Origin of the sequence: Marinobacterium aestuariivivens (assembly GCF_042661465.1) — a bacterium.
GTDB classification, from domain to species: Bacteria; Pseudomonadota; Gammaproteobacteria; order Pseudomonadales; family Balneatricaceae; genus Marinobacterium_A; species Marinobacterium_A aestuariivivens.
In genome coordinates this window covers 3,003,523-3,019,096 of sequence record NZ_JBHSWE010000001.1, presented here as the reverse complement: position 1 = coordinate 3,019,096, position 15,574 = coordinate 3,003,523, and the positions used below count along the sequence as shown (strand labels likewise).

17 protein-coding genes are annotated in these 15,574 nt (G+C 64.5%); 9 read left to right on the top strand and 8 right to left on the bottom strand.

Annotated elements, in window-relative coordinates:
- Nucleotides 1-250: 250 nt before the first annotated feature.
- Genes ACFQDL_RS15660 through ACFQDL_RS15650 form a run of 3 tightly spaced genes read left to right on the top strand, consistent with a single transcriptional unit; the run spans nt 251 to nt 1,630 of the window.
- Nucleotides 251-814, top strand: a complete 564-nt coding sequence (locus ACFQDL_RS15660) for a DUF4124 domain-containing protein (RefSeq protein WP_379909859.1) — start codon at nt 251-253, stop codon at nt 812-814.
- A complete protein-coding gene (locus ACFQDL_RS15655; RefSeq protein ID WP_379909858.1) occupies nt 814-999 on the top strand; it encodes a hypothetical protein in 186 nt (61 codons plus the stop codon). Before ACFQDL_RS15660 ends, ACFQDL_RS15655 begins: the two co-directional genes overlap by 1 nt.
- Before the next feature lie 46 nt (nt 1,000-1,045).
- Nucleotides 1,046-1,630 (top strand): GNAT family N-acetyltransferase, encoded by a 585-nt coding sequence (locus ACFQDL_RS15650; protein WP_379909857.1) that lies wholly within the window; start codon nt 1,046-1,048, stop codon nt 1,628-1,630.
- Between the two features lie 406 nt (nt 1,631-2,036).
- Here the strand turns inward: ACFQDL_RS15650 and ACFQDL_RS15645 are convergent, their stop codons facing one another.
- The 7 genes from ACFQDL_RS15645 to ACFQDL_RS15615 form a co-directional block, all read right to left on the bottom strand.
- On the bottom strand, nt 2,037-2,243 hold the full coding sequence (locus ACFQDL_RS15645; RefSeq protein WP_379909856.1) for a cold-shock protein: 207 nt from the start codon (nt 2,241-2,243) through the stop codon (nt 2,037-2,039).
- A 349-nt stretch (nt 2,244-2,592) separates the two neighbouring features.
- Nucleotides 2,593-3,690, bottom strand: a complete 1,098-nt coding sequence (locus ACFQDL_RS15640) for a translocation/assembly module TamB domain-containing protein (protein ID WP_379909855.1) — start codon at nt 3,688-3,690, stop codon at nt 2,593-2,595.
- Nucleotides 3,691-3,701: 11 nt separating this feature from the next.
- Nucleotides 3,702-4,517, bottom strand: coding sequence for a translocation/assembly module TamB domain-containing protein (locus ACFQDL_RS15635; protein WP_379909854.1), 816 nt, complete (start codon nt 4,515-4,517; stop codon nt 3,702-3,704).
- A 50-nt stretch (nt 4,518-4,567) separates the two neighbouring features.
- Nucleotides 4,568-5,779 (bottom strand): translocation/assembly module TamB domain-containing protein, encoded by a 1,212-nt coding sequence (locus ACFQDL_RS15630; protein ID WP_379909853.1) that lies wholly within the window; start codon nt 5,777-5,779, stop codon nt 4,568-4,570.
- A complete protein-coding gene (locus tag ACFQDL_RS15625) occupies nt 5,776-5,982 on the bottom strand; it encodes a hypothetical protein (RefSeq protein ID WP_379909852.1) in 207 nt (68 codons plus the stop codon). Before ACFQDL_RS15625 ends, ACFQDL_RS15630 begins: the two co-directional genes overlap by 4 nt.
- Nucleotides 5,907-6,356 (bottom strand): hypothetical protein, encoded by a 450-nt coding sequence (locus tag ACFQDL_RS15620; protein ID WP_379909851.1) that lies wholly within the window; start codon nt 6,354-6,356, stop codon nt 5,907-5,909. Before ACFQDL_RS15620 ends, ACFQDL_RS15625 begins: the two co-directional genes overlap by 76 nt.
- A complete protein-coding gene (locus tag ACFQDL_RS15615) occupies nt 6,353-8,104 on the bottom strand; it encodes an autotransporter assembly complex protein TamA (protein ID WP_379909850.1) in 1,752 nt (583 codons plus the stop codon). The genes ACFQDL_RS15620 and ACFQDL_RS15615 overlap by 4 nt, the downstream gene beginning before the upstream one ends.
- A gap of 176 nt (nt 8,105-8,280) precedes the next feature.
- Between ACFQDL_RS15615 and ACFQDL_RS15610 the strand changes: the two genes are divergently transcribed.
- The 4 genes from ACFQDL_RS15610 to ACFQDL_RS15595 all read left to right on the top strand — a co-directional run bounded on the left by ACFQDL_RS15610 (nt 8,281) and on the right by ACFQDL_RS15595 (nt 12,784).
- Nucleotides 8,281-9,663, top strand: a complete 1,383-nt coding sequence (locus ACFQDL_RS15610; protein WP_379909849.1) for a sigma-54 interaction domain-containing protein — start codon at nt 8,281-8,283, stop codon at nt 9,661-9,663.
- Between the two features lie 451 nt (nt 9,664-10,114).
- Nucleotides 10,115-10,612, top strand: a complete 498-nt coding sequence (locus ACFQDL_RS15605; RefSeq protein ID WP_379909848.1) for a SixA phosphatase family protein — start codon at nt 10,115-10,117, stop codon at nt 10,610-10,612.
- A 72-nt stretch (nt 10,613-10,684) separates the two neighbouring features.
- Nucleotides 10,685-11,647 carry an AEC family transporter gene (locus ACFQDL_RS15600; RefSeq protein WP_379909847.1) on the top strand — a complete coding sequence of 321 codons (963 nt, stop codon included), beginning with the start codon at nt 10,685-10,687 and terminating at the stop codon, nt 11,645-11,647.
- A 60-nt stretch (nt 11,648-11,707) separates the two neighbouring features.
- Nucleotides 11,708-12,784: an SO_0444 family Cu/Zn efflux transporter gene (locus tag ACFQDL_RS15595; RefSeq protein WP_379909846.1), complete on the top strand. Its 1,077-nt coding sequence runs from the start codon at nt 11,708-11,710 to the stop codon at nt 12,782-12,784.
- A 132-nt stretch (nt 12,785-12,916) separates the two neighbouring features.
- Here the strand turns inward: ACFQDL_RS15595 and ACFQDL_RS15590 are convergent, their stop codons facing one another.
- Entirely contained in the window at nt 12,917-13,846 is a 930-nt protein-coding gene (locus ACFQDL_RS15590; RefSeq protein ID WP_379909845.1) for a LysR substrate-binding domain-containing protein, read from the bottom strand.
- A gap of 55 nt (nt 13,847-13,901) precedes the next feature.
- On the opposite strand from ACFQDL_RS15590, the gene ACFQDL_RS15585 reads away from it, so the two are divergent.
- Together ACFQDL_RS15585 and ansA are read left to right on the top strand one after the other, a co-directional pair.
- Nucleotides 13,902-14,525, top strand: a complete 624-nt coding sequence (locus tag ACFQDL_RS15585) for an ankyrin repeat domain-containing protein (protein ID WP_379909844.1) — start codon at nt 13,902-13,904, stop codon at nt 14,523-14,525.
- Between the two features lie 33 nt (nt 14,526-14,558).
- Nucleotides 14,559-15,569, top strand: a complete 1,011-nt coding sequence (gene ansA / locus ACFQDL_RS15580) for an asparaginase (protein ID WP_379909843.1) — start codon at nt 14,559-14,561, stop codon at nt 15,567-15,569.
- Nucleotides 15,570-15,574 lie beyond the last annotated feature (5 nt).

The following is a 15,574-nucleotide window of genomic DNA, read 5'->3' as shown; positions in this document are numbered from 1 at the left end:
TAGTCATGCCACCAGGTACGCTCGTTAATTGGACAAACAAACAGCCGCACAGTTACGCACGCTGTTGACACTCAATCCTGAAGCCTGGGTGACGGGGTGGCCGATAGGGATTGCGCGGCACCAGCGCCGCCACTTAGCCCGATCGGCTCGGCTTTTGGCGTTCCGGTGCGGCCGAGACAGACCGAAGGGTTCAGGAACGCTTGACTGCACGGACTACACTGTCTGATAAGCGCATGACGGGAGGCTCCCCATGCACCGATTCCCACTGGTCACGATTCTTGCCCTGACCCTCGCTTTTCAGGCTCAGGCCGGTGTCTACAAATGCCAGGGCGCGGATGGCCGGCTGAGCTTCTCCAGCCGGCCCTGCCCCGAAGAGCAGCAGCAGCTCGAACACCGTCTTTCACCTGAAGAAAAGGCACAGCAGCGCCTGGAGGAACAGCACCGCCAGGCCGAACAGGCCGCACTCAAGCGCAAACAGCGAAGGCAACAACCCGGTCTGGAAGAAGGTGCCACCCAGCAGGACGAGTACACAAGACTGATGGAGAAGCTTGCAGGCCAGGTCTATCGTCAGCAAGAGCCGGAACTGGCCACGGCAAAGGCAGCGGAAGACCAACCGGATTCAACGGTCGACGACCTGGTCGGCGACCTCATCCATAATCTGGAGCAGGAACTGGTGTTCGAGGTCGAGTCCGGCAACACTCTGGACCCGGTGCAGAACAGCCCCGAAGACCGCTCGGTACAGCAGGTCAGGCGCTATCTGGACGGCAACCTGCACGCCCCCAGTCACTCGACATCATCGAATGGGGCCCGGTAATGAAGGTCGTCCAGTTCAACCCCGAGGATTTCAGCTCCTGGAAGGAGTACCGGGTCAGGCTGAAGTTCCGCAGCAAGAACCGGCTCGGCGCCTACGTCCCGCTCGACCAGATCTTTATCCTGGACGACACCGGCCAGATGCTCAGGGTGGTGGACTTCGACGGCCGGCCGCTGCCGGAGTACTAGGAGGTAGGCCCAGTGCAGTTCGCAGGCGAATCGAACGGAGGCACCATTGGAAATCCGCGATGCTAAACGGGAAGACGCCCGGGATCTGGCACGGCTGATCAACCTGGCCGGCGAGGGCATACCTGAATACCTCTGGTCACAGCAGGCCGGGGACGGCGATACTGCGCTGGAGGTCGGTGCCCGGCGCGCAGCGCGTGACGATGGCGGCTTCAGTTACCGCCATGCGCGGGTCTGTGTCGACGACGCTGGCCGGGTGCTGGGGATGCTGCTTGCCTACCGGCTGCCAGACCCTTATCCACTCGGGGATCTGGATGACTATCCGGCGCTGGTGCGCCCTTTGCTGGAGCAGGAGTCCCGCGTTCCCGGCAGCTGGTATATCAATGGTATTGCCACCTTCGAGCATTGCCGGGGCAAGGGCATCGGTCGGCTATTGATACAGGACACGGAAAGAAGGGCACAGGCGGCGGGTTGCGACCTTATCAGCCTGATCGTCGCGTCGGAAAACAGCACCGCAAAACGTCTTTATGAGGCAATGGGGTTCAATATAAAAGATTCCCGGCCGGTGGTGCCCTATCCCGGCAGCCCTCAGGACGGCGACTGGATATTGATGGTAAAAACGATCGGGAACTGAAAATAAAAGCTCAGCGACGTTTATCCGCAGCCCAGATAATATCTGATGGCCGTAGACACTCTGCGGATTTCAAACAGGAAAGGCATTGTGAATTCAAGGCATCCCCGCAGGAAGCCTGGTTGGGCTGCGCCCAACTTGGCGGGTTACGCAGCACCCAAAATCCACCATGGGCCTTAACATCACTATCTTAGCGCCGCTAACACCACCCTACGCCGGCTTCAACCTGGACTGCGAAAATCGCCGCTCCTGCGCATCCCTGCGCCCGCGGCATAACCGCCATGAATGGCGGAAATACCATTTTTGCAGGAGCAAAAAATGGTGACCGTTCATCCTGAACATAAAAAAGGGCAAGACTTTTCAGCCTTGCCCTTTTTTCAACCTTTAGCTCCCGCGGGAGCGCAGGGCCTTAGAGAACGATGATGTTCTCGGCCTGCAGGCCTTTCTGGCCCTTGGTCACGGTGAACTCGACGCGCTGGCCTTCGACCAGGGTCTTGAATCCAGTGCCGGTGATGGCTTTGAAGTGAGCGAAGACATCGGGACCCGATTCCTGCTCGATGAAGCCAAAACCTTTAGTTTCGTCGAACCATTTTACAGTGCCGGTAGTAGTAGACATAGTCTAATTCCTATTTATTCAAGAGTAATTAATGCCTTGTGAAAGGCGGTATGGCTGGAGGTCTGCGTTTACTTATGAATAACAGGACGAGGTACTACAAAGGACATCGAAATGGTGTGCATAAATATAAGGCGTGCTTTCAACCTGGCGAGAAGTATATAGAGCCTTGCTACCGGCCGTCAAACAATATTTGTGCAGAATGGCAGCTATACCGACAAATACCGGATAAGCCCATAATAACGTTGGATATTTAATTTCAAATGGGTGTCGAGCCAGGAAGCCGGACATCGACGGGCTCCCACAGGGTGGCAGAAATCGTGGGAGCCCGGCCCTCCGGGCGAACTCCCCGCTACCGCTCGAAGCTGTAGAAGATATCGGCGCCGCTGCCGGTGGTGCCGGTGTTGGACTCGAACGAGAGCCGCTCGGTGAGCTTGTAGCGCATGATGAACTCGTTGGTCGGTTCCAGCAGGCCGACGCCGTACTTGATATAGAGCCGCGGCGACAGGTACTTGCCCACATAGAAAGAGGTGTCTTCGAGGGTCTCGCCGCCGCCGAAACCGATCTCGTCGACGTTCAGGGTCCCGGCGATCTGCTCGCCGATCCTGTTGCCGCCACCGCGACCGAGGGCGAGCGCCAGCTTCATCAGCATCGCCTGTTCGCCTTCCGACGCCGTGCCCGGCGCCCGACCGAAGATCAGGTAGGACAGCCGGCTGCTGTCGGGCATGGCCGGCTCCGAGAACAGCTCGAAGGTCGGCACCCGCAACGAGCCGCCGACCCGGGCGCCGACGGTCACCGCTTCGACCTCGCGTTTCACCCGCAGATCGAGCCCCGGATTATCCACAGGTCCGCCGGTGTAGACGAAAGTGCCGCGTTCGATCTCCAGATCCTGACCGTAGAGCTCGTATTGCCCCGCCGCGACGCCGATATTGCCGGTCGCCCGGGTCACCCGGCGCTCATCTTCCCGCAGCACCATGCTGCCGGTCAGACGCCCGTCGAAACCGAAGGCATCGACCCGTACCTGCTCGCCCAGGGTCAGGCGCAGATCGAGATCGAGCGCCGGACCGCGCCGGCTGGCGGCGTCCTCCTGGCCGACGATCACCGCATCGGGCGATACCTGAACCGCGCTGGCGGCCAGCTTCGGCGGTTTGATCAGCGCCTCCGGTACCACCAGCTCGCCGCCGACCGCGATACGTCCCTCGCTCAGTCCGATCAGCATGTCCGGCGAAATATAGACCTGGATCTCCGGCGTGCCCATCGCCTGGAAGCGCTCGCCGCGGATCTGCAGACGCCCCTGCTGCGCCAGCGGCTGCAGCTCACCCGAGAGTTCGAGACTGCCGCCACCGGAGGCCGCGCTGCCCTCGAGCAGCATGAACTCGGGGCGGGCCGGATCATCGCGCAGCGCCAGTTCGAGCTGCTCGAGTGCAATGCCGGCACCCGGCAGTTCCACCCGGCCATTGTTCAGTTCCAGGGCCCCGCGTACGCGGGCTGCTGCAGATCGCCGGCAATGTTGAAATCACCGTTGAGGCGCCCGCTGTCGACCTTCATCGCCGGCACCAGCACCGACAGGAACCTCAGATCCTCCATCGCCATCTCCACCCGGCCATCCAGTTTGCCTGCGCCGGCGGGATCCGCGACGGCAACTGCGGCGTTCAGGCGGCCATCGATCTCGTCCATCGTCATATCCAGTGTCAGCGAAACCCGCTCCTCGCTGCCCTCAAGACTGGCCAGTGCCCGGTTCAGATCGAAGTCGAGCCCTTCATCCGGCAGGGCCAGACGCGTCTGATCCAGGCTCAGGACGGCATCGTAGTCCAGACTGCCGCTCGCACCCAGCCGTGCCCGGGCGTCGCCATTGAGATAGCCGGTGACCTCGGCGCCGGCGGGCAGCCAGGGCGCCAGCAGGCTCAGCGGCAGTCGCTGCAGCTCGAGATCGCCATTGCTGTCGCCGGCGGCCAGCCATTGTCCCTCGGCACAGAGCCGGCCTTCTGCATCCTGTGCCTGCAGGCAGAGCGGCTCGCTGCGGGCCCGGTCCGCGGCCAGTTCCAGCGCCACCGGTGCCGCCAGTTGCCAGCGTCCGGCCAGGTGCTGCTGCAGGTCGAGCCGGGTCAGCCGGCCCCGCCATTGTTCGTCGAAGAGGCCGCCTTCGAGCCGCAGCGCCAGGCTTCCGTCCTCGGCGTCGACGGCGAGATCCAGGGCATGGTCCTGCTGCGCGCCGCCGCCCTGCAGCCGGACAAGGTCGATCGACCGTGCGCCCAGCTGCAGCTCACTCGCCGTCATATCGATACGCGCCGGGCTTTTCCAGCCCAGATCCAGCGCCAGGGTTCCGTTCAGGCGCTGCAGCCGGTTGGCCTGGAATGCCAGCTCCCCGGCACTGATATCGGCCTGCAGCGCGGGGGTCTCCTCGGGCCCGTCAGGGTACCGCTGGCGCTGATCGAACCACCGGTATCGGGCAACAGCGATGCCAGGTCCGGGGCCTGCAGCCGCCAGTTCAATGCCAGCGTCTCGCCGGCGCGGCCACTGGCTTCGAGCCGGGCATTGCCCCAGCCCAGGGCCAGCTGCGGAATCTCGAGATCGGTCCCGGACAGCCTCAGTTGGCCAGTGCCACTCAGCGGCTGGCCCCGAAGCTGACCCGAGAGCGCAGCGATATCGGCTTGCAACCGCGGCTTGCCGTCCTCCAGCCACCCTTCGGAGTTCAGCTCGAAACCGACCGACCCGGTCCAGTCCGGCCAGTGCCGGCCGGGATCGATATTGCTGGCGCGCGCCCGCAGTTTCCAGGCCGGTTGCGGCCGCCAGCCGGCATTACCGTCCAGGCGGAGTTCGCCACCGAGACTGGCAATATCCAGCGTCAGGGCGCTGAACCCATCCAGGTTACCCTGCCCCTCCAGCTCGAGATCACTTTCCGGTATCTGCTCACCGGCAAGCGCTGCGCTGAGCCGCAGCCGGTAATCCTGCAGCGGTCCCTGAATCTGCACTTGCCCGCTGTCGCTGGAAAACTGCGCCGGCAACTCCCTGGGCAGCGGATAGCGCAGCCCCTCCCAGTCCAGCTGCAGGTCGAGCTCGGGGGCTGTCTGCAGCGCCGTGATCCGTCCCGCCGCACTGACCCGGGCTCCGGTATCGGGCAAGAGGATCCGGGTATCGCTCAGTTGCAGCTGCTCGACGCTGGCCTCCAGCGTACTGATCAGTTCGACCCGGCCCGCTTCGGGAACACTGCCGTTGAGCGACAGCCCGCCCCTGGCCGATGCCAGGTCGCCGCTGAAGTCGAGCCGGCCGCTGAACTCGTGACCGGCCAGGTCGGCGGCAAAGGGCGCCGGATCGAAACGGATCAGCTCCAGCGCCAGCTGCCAGGCCGGAGTCGTCAGCGGTTCGGTGACACGCGCCTCCAGGCGCGCCTGCGCCAGCCCCTGCAGCTCCTGAGTCAGTACCAGCTCACCGCGCAGCTGCCCCCGCAGGGTGCCCTGGCCGCGCAGTTCGCCGTAGTCGGGCAGGCGGGCCAGCCAGTCCAGGCTCAACGCCAGGGGATAGTCTCCCGCCGGGGTCATGTCGCCGTGCAGCTCGATAGCCCCTGGGGAGCGCTGACCTCGAAGCGGTCCAGCACCAGCCGAGCCTCCTCGCTGTGCAGGCCAAGCTGGACGCTGTCGATGATCAGGGGCTCGCCTGCGGCGGGCCTTATGCGCAGGTCCCGACCATAGACCTCGCCGATCTGCAGCGCCAGCGGCAGTCCGATCGCTCCGGGCAGCTGCAACGGCTCCTGCGAGGATTCGGCGGCAGGTGGCGGCTCCTGCGACGCCGGCGGCAACTGCAGGTCGAGGGATTCGACGCCGACACGGTCGAGCTGCAGGCGTCCCTGCAGCAGGGCCAGGGTACCAGTGCAAACTCGATCCGGCCGGCCTCGAGCTGCAGCGCCTGCTGCCGATAGGACAGCCCATCTATCTCGATCCGGTCGAACAGACGGCCCCGCAGATCCGCATAGGCGAGTTCGCCGGGCAGCAGTGGTTGCAGCTGGCGCACCAGCCAGCGGGTTCCGCTCTCGGTCAGCCCGATGGCCGCCACACCGGAAAGGAGCAATAACACCAGCACCAGCAGCGCCAGCAGGATTCTCAGCAGCCAGCGCTTCACAGGTCGGGCCCCAGACTGAAATGAATGCGAAAACCGGAGTCTTCCAGCGGCACCGCCAGGTCGACACGGATGGGTCCGATCGGCGACAGGTAGCGCACGCCCAGGCCGGCACCGCTTTTCAGCGGATCCGAGACCGAATCGATGGCGTTGCCGGTATCGAAGAACGCCGCCAGCCGCCAGTTCTCGGCGACCAGGTAATCGACCTCGGCGCTGGCCACCAGCAGATTGCGCCCGCCAACGACATCACCGTTGTCGCCGATGGGGCCGAGCTCCTTGTAGTCGTAGCCTCGCACGCTGTTGTCGCCGCCGGCGAAGAACCGGTGCGACGACGGCATGATCTCGAAGTTCTCCATCGCCGTGATGCCCAAATCGGCGCGGGTCAGCAGCCGGCTGCGCTCCGTCAGGGTCAGTACATGCTTGGCGCCGGCCAGCCCCTGGACGAAATCGGCATCCGACAGCAGGTATTCCGCCGCGGTTTTGAGTTCCAGTGAAAAGCGATAGCCGCGACTCGGGTTGAGCGGATTGTCGGTGCGGGTCGTGGACCAGCTCATGCCGGGGATCAGGAAGTTGGTCGCGTTCGACTCCTCGTCGAGGGTAAACCGCTCCTGCTCCCAGTCCAGCGACAGGATGCGCTGCCAGGCGCCCAGCTTTTTCTGCCAGAACAGACCGGCACTGGTCAGCTCGCTGTCGGTGGAGTCGGTCTGTTCGGACTGCCACTTTAAACGGGCGCCATAGCGATCGCTCTGCGGGCGCTCCCCGGGTATGTTGTACTGCAGCGCCACCGCCGACTCCACTTCAGACAGCTGCACCAGCCCGTTCCAGCTGTGCCCCCTCCGGTTGACCCAGCGCCGGTGCTGACTCGCGCTGACGCGGGCACCGGTGTCGGTGCCGTAACCGACACCGAAACGGTAGGCGGTGCGCTTGTTCGGCTCCAGCACGACATCGATCGGCACCGACTGCTCCAGCGCCTCGTCCCACAGCGGCTGCACCTCGACACGGCTGAAGTATTCGCTGTCGGCCAGTCCCCGCTGCAGCTCCAGCAGCCGGGCGCTGGAAACGGGATCTCCGGGCTTGAACGGCAGATAACGCTGCAGCAGCGACTCATCCACCGGTGCCTCGTCGAAGCGCACCTCGCCGATGCGGTAACGCGGCCCGGAATCCAGCTCCAGGTCAATATCGGCCTGCCCGAGCTCCGGGTCGATCAACAGTTGCTGGCGGCTGAAATCGGCCTCGTAGTAGCCCCGGTCCGCCGCCTGCGAACGCATGCGGCTCTTGTGCGCCTCGTAATCGGCGTGTCGCAAGACGGCGCCAGGCGCCAGGCTGGGGGAAAACTCCAGTTCCTGCATCGCAGGATCCGACTGGGCTTCGCCGCTGACGGCCAGCCGCACCTCGTCGAGTCGCACGGCCTCCCCCGGATCGACACGATAGCGGGCCAGCCACTGCCCGGACTGCTGAATCAGCTCGGCTTCGATACGGGGCCGGTAATAGCCGTAGGGCTGGAGGGCGCTGCGGATCTGCTCCTGTGCCTGTCGGTGCAGGTATTGCAGGCGGCTCACCATCGGCGCCGGCTGTCCCTTGATGCGCTCGATCGCCAGGAAGGCACGTATATTGTCGGCAAGCTCGTCAGGCAGATCGCCGTCCATGGCCGTCACCTCCACGGCGACCACCGGAGCTTCCTCGGCAATGGCCGTCAGGGGCAATAGCAGCAGACCAGTCAGCAGCCATCCTGGCCGGGTTACAATACTCAATGGGATATCCTTCGAAGCGCTTGCAGCTCTCTTTACGCGACAGAACCCTGGACAGATTTCAGGGAATCCACAATCGCTGTAGTCTATCGCTTTTCGGCCCGGCCGTAATCCGCCGGATGCCCCGGCGTGCGCAATCTGCTAACGTGCGGAGCACAGGATATCGACGGACCCCGGCAATGCAAGACACCCACAAAATGCTACGACGCATGCTCGATACGGGCGACCGTAGCGGCCAGCTGTTCGAGCTGCTCTCGAGCCTGTGCCAGGGCGCCGTGGCGGTCGACCCCGACTGCCGGGTGCTCTGGATGAGCGACCAGTATCGCGAGCTGATCGACCTGCCGCCCGATGAACCGGTGGTCGGCCGCCCGGTCGAGGAGATTCTGCCCACCACCGGCCTGCCGCGGGTGGTGCGTAGCGGCAAACCCAACTTCGTCGACCTGATGCAGATCAGCGGTCGCTGGTGCCTGGTGACCCGGCTGCCACTGAAAGACGACAGCGGCCAGGTGTTCGGCGCCATCGGCTTCGTCTTCTACGATGATCTCGACAGCATCCAGCCTCTGTTCGACAAGTTCGCCCGGCTGCGACGCCGGCTGGAGTCGGAGAACCTGCTGCGGCCCTCGCGCTATGCCCTCGACGATATCATCGGCGAATCGACTGCGATGCAACAGCTGCGGCGCCAGGCCCTGCGCGCCGCCCAGCTCGACACCACCCTACTGCTGCTGGGCGAAACCGGTACCGGCAAGGAACTGCTGGCCCAGGGCATCCACAATGCCTCGCCCCGGGCCGGCGGCCCCTTCGTCGGCATCAACATGGCCGCACTGCCGGAATCCCTGGTCGAGGCCGAGCTGTTCGGTGCCGCGCCGGGCGCCTATACCGGCGCCGACCGCCAGGGACGCAAGGGCAAGGTGCAGCTGGCCAACGGCGGCACCCTCTTCCTCGACGAAATCGCCGAGATGCCGCTGCCGATGCAGGCCAAGCTGCTGCGGGTGCTGCAGGAGCGGGAAGTCGAAGCCCTGGGATCGAACCGGCTGGAGCAGGTCGATGTCCGGGTCATTGCCGCCACCGCCAAGGATCTGAAAGGGCTGGTCGAGCAGGGCGAGTTTCGGGCCGACCTCTATTATCGCCTCAACGTGCTGCCGATCCGGTTGCCACCGCTGCGCGAGCGCCATGGCGATATCCCTCTGATCAGCGACCGCCTGCTGCAGCAGATACAGCAACAGGCCAATCTGCCGGCGCTGGCGCTGTCGCCGGCTGCGCGGGCATGGCTAGAACAGTATCCCTGGCCCGGCAACGTGCGTGAACTGCACAACCGCCTCGAGCGCGCCTGCGTCATGGCCGAGGGGCACTGCATCGAACCGGGCGACCTCGGCGCCGACGACGACCTGCCGCAACAGAGCAGTCCCCGACCGCAGAGCCTCGAGCAGTTACGCCAGCAGACAGAATGGCAGGCACTGCAGGACGCCATCGCACAGTGCGGCGGCAACAAGAGCCAGGCCGCCCGCCGCCTGGGCATCTCCCGCGCCACGCTCTACGAGCACCTGAGAAAATACCGACCCTGATCTCCGTCGGTCCGACCATCGCTGTCTGGAGCAAGACAGACAGCTCGACAATAATGTCTCGAACTCCATACAGTCGGGACAGCGACAACCGCTCGCCTCTGACGCCAACCCCCTGTTTTTATTGCATTTGTCAAAACTGGCCCACACTTTGCTGCAATGCAGCATAGATTTGCGGTTTGCGGCTTCGATTGTCGGGCCCGCACTGCGCGCTCAGAGTATCCAGGGGGCACAACTTACGCCTTACGACTTACGAAATACCGGTTTGGGGACCGGGCACTTGCCGGGCGGCATTCGCCGCCTGCATCTCCGGCGGGCTTCGGCCCGCACCTTTTGGGCGGGGGCCACCCCGCCCTTTTTTCCCTGTCGCACGCGGCTGTCTACTGGTATTTCCCGGACTTTCGACCAATACTGCTACGAAATCCCGACCCTCCCACCGCAACCGGCCATCATCATGAAAAAACTCACGCTGATCCGGCATGCCAAATCCAGCTGGGCCGATCCCCGGCAGGATGATTTCGACCGCCCCCTCAACAAACGCGGCGAACTTGATCTGCCCGCCATGGCCCAGCGGGTCCGCAGTTTCGGACTGGTACCCGACCTGCTGCTGAGCAGCGGCGCCGAACGGGCGCTGACAACGGCCGAAGCCCTTGCCGATACCCTCGAACTGTCATCGGAGCAGCTGCGGATACTGCCCGAGCTGTACGAGTCCTGTTGCGAGACGCTGCTGCACCAGTTGCAGCAGCAGAACGACCACAGCCATCATCTGATGGTCGTGGGCCATAACCCGGGTCTCGAAAGCCTGGGGTACTACCTGACCCATGAACGGCTGCTCAAGTTTCCCACCTCGGCCGTGCTGCATATTCATCTGAGCATTACCCGCTGGTGCGAGCTGGCCGAGTCCTGCGGCACCCTGGAGCTGTTCGACTACCCGAAACTGCACCAGGCCTGATCGTCAGGCTTGATTACGCAACTGCGTGATAAAGGGATAGAATGAGCGCCCATTTGCCTTCGGGAGTCCTCGGTGGAGCTCTACCTTCAGTCGCTTCAGTTCACGGCCGGCGTCGTCGCCCCCATTTTCATCATCGTGCTGCTCGGCTTCCTGCTCCGGCGCTGGCAACTGATCGACGACGGCTTCATCAATACCGCCTCGCGACTTGTTTTCATGGTGACGCTGCCGATCCTGGTCTTCATGTCGATTTCCCGCACCGACTTCCAGGCCGTGTTCAACCCCGGCCTGCTGGGTTTCGTTTTCGCCGGCATTCTCGCCAGCTTTGCCGTCACCTGGTGGCTGGCCGCTCGCCTGATCCACAGTCCCGGGGATCTCGGCGCCTTCGTCCAAGGCGCCTGTCGCAGCAATTACGGCATCATCGGACTGGCCCTGAGCTACAACCTCTTCGGCAGCACCGGCCTCAGTCAGGCCTCGATGATGCTGGCACTGGTGATTCCGATGTTCAATGTGCTGTCGGTACTGGCGCTGACGCTGCCCATGAAGGCTGCGGACGGCCACGGTGCCGGCTTCAGGGGCATTCTGCTGGCCGTGGTGAAGAATCCGCTGATTATTGCGGTGGCACTGGCGTTACCGTTCTCCTACTTCGGCCTGCACCTGCCCGAGACGCTCGACACCACCGGGCGCTATTTCGCCAACCTGACGCTGCCGCTGGCCCTGCTGACCATCGGCGGCTCGCTCGACCTGCGCAGCCTGCGCGCCAGCTCCGCCACCGCCTTCTGGGCCACGGCCACCAAGCTGCTGCTCCTGCCGCTGGTACTGACGCCGATCGCCGCCCTGCTCGGCTTCGCGGGACAGGAGCTGACGCTGCTGTTCGTCCTTTTTGCCTGTCCCACTGCCGCCGCTGCCTTCGTCATGGCCAAGGCGATGGGCGCCAATGCCCAACTGACCGCCAATGTCATCCTCACGACTACGCTGGGTTCGGTGGTATCGCTCAGTAGCGGTATTTTCCTGTTGCGATTGCTGGGTACGATCTGAGCCGACAGCATCCTGGCGCATCGGGTAAGCTGTAGGTACAGCCACTGAAAGGAACAGTCTATGCTCTGGCAGTTTCTGGATAATCTCCTCGACCTTTACCTCGACACCGCCTTCTGGCTACTGGCCGGGCTGCTGCTGGCCGGGCTGATCAAGGGCTGGATTCCCCAGGCGCTGGTACGGCGCTGGCTGGACGGACGCGGTGCCGGGACGGTAGTGCGGGCGTCGCTGATCGGCGCACCGCTGCCACTGTGCTCCTGTGGCGTGCTGCCGGCAGCGATCGGGCTGCGCCGGGCCGGAGCCTCGAAACCCTCGACCGTGTCCTTTCTGATCGCGACGCCGGAAACCGGAGTCGACTCGGTCGCGGTCTCCTATGCCCTGCTCGGGCCGGTACTGGCGCTGGTGCGCCCGCTGGCGGCGATCCTCAGCGCCATCGCCAGCGGCCTGCTGGTGCTCGGCTTCGACAGCCGGCATGAGCCCCTGCCGGCGCCCGTGGCGAAAGCCGCCCCATCGAGTTGCTGCAGCAGCGCCGGCGGCTGCGATACGGCGGCTGTCGCCCGGCCCTCTTCCGGCAACCGGGCCCGCGCCTTTGTGCACGATGTTGCCGACCTGGTGGACGATATCGCCGCCTGGCTCGCATTCGGGCTGGTGCTGGCGGCCCTGGTCAGCACCCTGGTCGAGCCCTCGGCGCTACTCGAAGTCGGCGACAGCGTCTGGGCACTGCTGCTGATGCTGCTGGTCGGACTGCCACTCTATATCTGCGCCACCGCATCGACACCGCTGGCGGCGGCGATGCTGGCGGCGGGCCTGTCGCCCGGTGCGGTGCTGGTGTTCATGCTGGCGGGACCGGCGACCAATATCGCCGCACTCGGCATCCTGGTGCGCGAACTGGGCAGGCGCACGGTGGCGCTCTATCTGGCCGGCATCTGCGGCAGTGCGCTGTTGCTGGGCTACGCCACCAACTGGCTGCTCGACGGCAGCGACCTGTATCTGCCGATACGGCAGGCCGGGCATCAGGAAGCATCCCTCTTCGGCGCCCTGCAGTGGCTGTCCGCCACCGTTCTGCTGCTGCTCGCGATCCGCCCGCTGCGCCGCAGGCTGCTGCCCGCCGAAACCGGCGCAGGCTGCTGCGATTCCTGAACGTCGAAGGCGCGGTTCTTCGGTGCGGTGCGCTGCGCTTACCAGCACCCTACTTTGGCCTGTTACCTTGCTGGGGGCTGCTGAACGAAGTGATGCGCACCGCGACGACGCCGCGACAGGAAAAACGGTCGCTCAGGCGAAACTCTCGGTCAGCAGCTCGGCGTAGGGATTCTGCTCGCGCAGCGCATCGATAAACCAGTGCAGGGCCCGTCCCTGGTTGCTGCTGTGCCAAGCGACATAGTGGCTGTGGTCGCTGCGTACCAGCTCGACCTGGATCTCCACCAGCTCGCCGCTTTCGAGGTGGGGAGCGGCGCGAAAGCGCGGCAGGTAGCCGATGCCCAGCCCGCCCAGGTGGGCCTTGAGCTTGGCATCGACATCGGGCACGAAGAGGCGAGGCTGGCTTTCGAGCAGGCCGTAGGTCAGGGCCGGCAGGCGCGTCGAGCTGTCCGGGATCACCACCGAGGTGAAGCGGCGCAGCGCATCGCGTTTGACCGGCTGCTCCAGCTCGCAGATCGGATGGCCGGGGGCCGCGACGTAGCAGAAGGCATCGTCCGGCATCAGCGGCAACGGCAGCGTATCGTAGGAGCGCCCTTCGGGTGGCAGCCCCGGCGCACCGATCACCAGGTCCGCGCGGTTCTCGTGCAGGCAGTCCCAGGTACCGGCCAGGGTCTCGTAGCGCAGCGCCAGATGGATATCGGGCTGCACCTGCTGGAAGCGCCGGATCAGCGGGAAGATCAGCTCGATCGGGAAGATGCCGTTGATGGCAATGGTCAGCTGGGCCTCCCAGCCATGGGCCATGCGCTGGGCCATTTCCGCCAGCGATTCGGTGGCCTGAAGGATCTGGCGACCATGCTGCAGCAGCATGCGCCCGACCGGCGTCAGCACCATCCGTCGCCCCTGTTTCTCGAACACCTTGATGTTCTGCTCCTCTTCGAGGCGCTGCACCGTGTAGGTGATGGCAGAAGGCACGCGATACAGGGCTTCGGCCGCCGCGGCGAAGCTGCCGTGGCGATCGATGGCATCCAGCACCTTGAGGGCTTCGAGGGAAATCTGGGCAGGCATGGCGCATCCTGGGATAGAATCAGAAGACGATGATTTTAACCGCGGTAGCCTCTGCATGCTCAATATCTTCAGGGACACCCGGCCGGAGCGGCTGGCTTCGGCTATCGAAAACGACGATACCAGCGCGCTGAACAAGGCCCTCGGCAAGGCGGACGACGCCCTGTTGGGGCAACCGATCCGGGACGGGCGCCATGCCGCCGAGCTGGCGATCTGCCACCGGCGACCACAACTGCTGAAGCTGATCCTGGCCGCCGGTGCCGATGCCGGAAGCACGGACCGCGACGACCGGCCATTGCTGGAACTGGCGCTGATGCAGCCGGAGCAGAGCCTGGCCCTGATCAGCGCACTGCTCCAGGCCGGCGCCGATCCCAACCGCCGGCTGCCTTCGGGACTGCCACCGCTGCATGCCTGTTTCGACCACTGCGAACCGACGCAGCAGATGCTGCATCTGAGCCGGCTGCTGCAGGCCGGCGCCACCATCGAGGCAACCGATCAGCAGGGACGCACTCTTCTCGAACGGGCGCTGCCGGACGGGCGCCGGGAGCTGATTCATTTTCTCGTTCACTCGGGCAGCCCGCTGCCGGCAAGCGCGCCAGCGGACGTCGAGCCCGACACCTGGGACTACGCCTGCAGGTGCCACCAGGACTATTGCATCCGCCAGCGGTTTCTCGCGCCCTGACAACCCCCTATTGGCCATGGAGACCCTGCGCCCATGAAATCCAGAGTATTGATCATCCACACCGGCGGCACCATCGGCATGCACCCCTCGGATCAGGGCTACGTTCCGGTCCCCGGATTCGAGACGGTGCTGCGCGAACGCCTCAGTGACCAGGCGCAGCAGAACCTGCCCCAGTTCGAACTGCTGGAGTTCAATCAGCTGATCGACAGCTCGAATATACAGCCTCGCGACTGGACCCGGATTGGCCATACCCTGATCGCCGAGTATGCGCGCTACGACGGTTTCGTGATCCTGCACGGCACCGATACCATGGCCTATACCGCCTCGATGCTGTCGTTCATGCTGCAGGGCCTCGACAAGCCGGTGATCCTGACCGGCTCGCAAATTCCGCTGATCGAACCACGCAACGACGCCCTCGACAACCTGATTACCGCGTTGATCCTGGCCGGCAACTATCCGATACCCGAGGTGGGCCTCTACTTCAATGGCCGACTGTTGCGGGGCAACCGCGCCAGCAAACTGCGCGCCACCGGATTCGATGCCTTCGATACGCCGAACTGCCCCTGGCTGGGGCAGGTCGGCATCCATATCGAACTGCTGGAGCACCTGCTGCTGGAGCGGGGCGCACCGCAGTTCCGGGTGCCGGACTTCGACCCGGCCGCGGTCTCGCTGCTGCACCTCTATCCGGGGATGCCGGGGTCTGTCGCCGAGCGCCTGCTGCAAGAACCCGGGCTCAAGGGCCTGTTGATCCGCAGCTACGGCGTCGGCAATCCGCCCGATGGCAATCGCGAACTGATGGATACGCTGGGCAAGGCCTGCGAACGTGGCATTGTGGTGGTCAACCTGACCCAGTGCCTGCAGGGCAAGGTCAGCCAGGGCGCCTACGCCACCGGCTCCACCCTGAACCGCATCGGCGTCGTTCCCGGCGGCGACCTGACCGTCGAGGCCGCCTTTACCAAGCTGCACTTCCTGATAGCGAGCGGTCACTCGCCCGAGGAGATCCGCAAGCGGATGCAGATGCCGATCTGCGGCGAACAGAGCTAACCCAT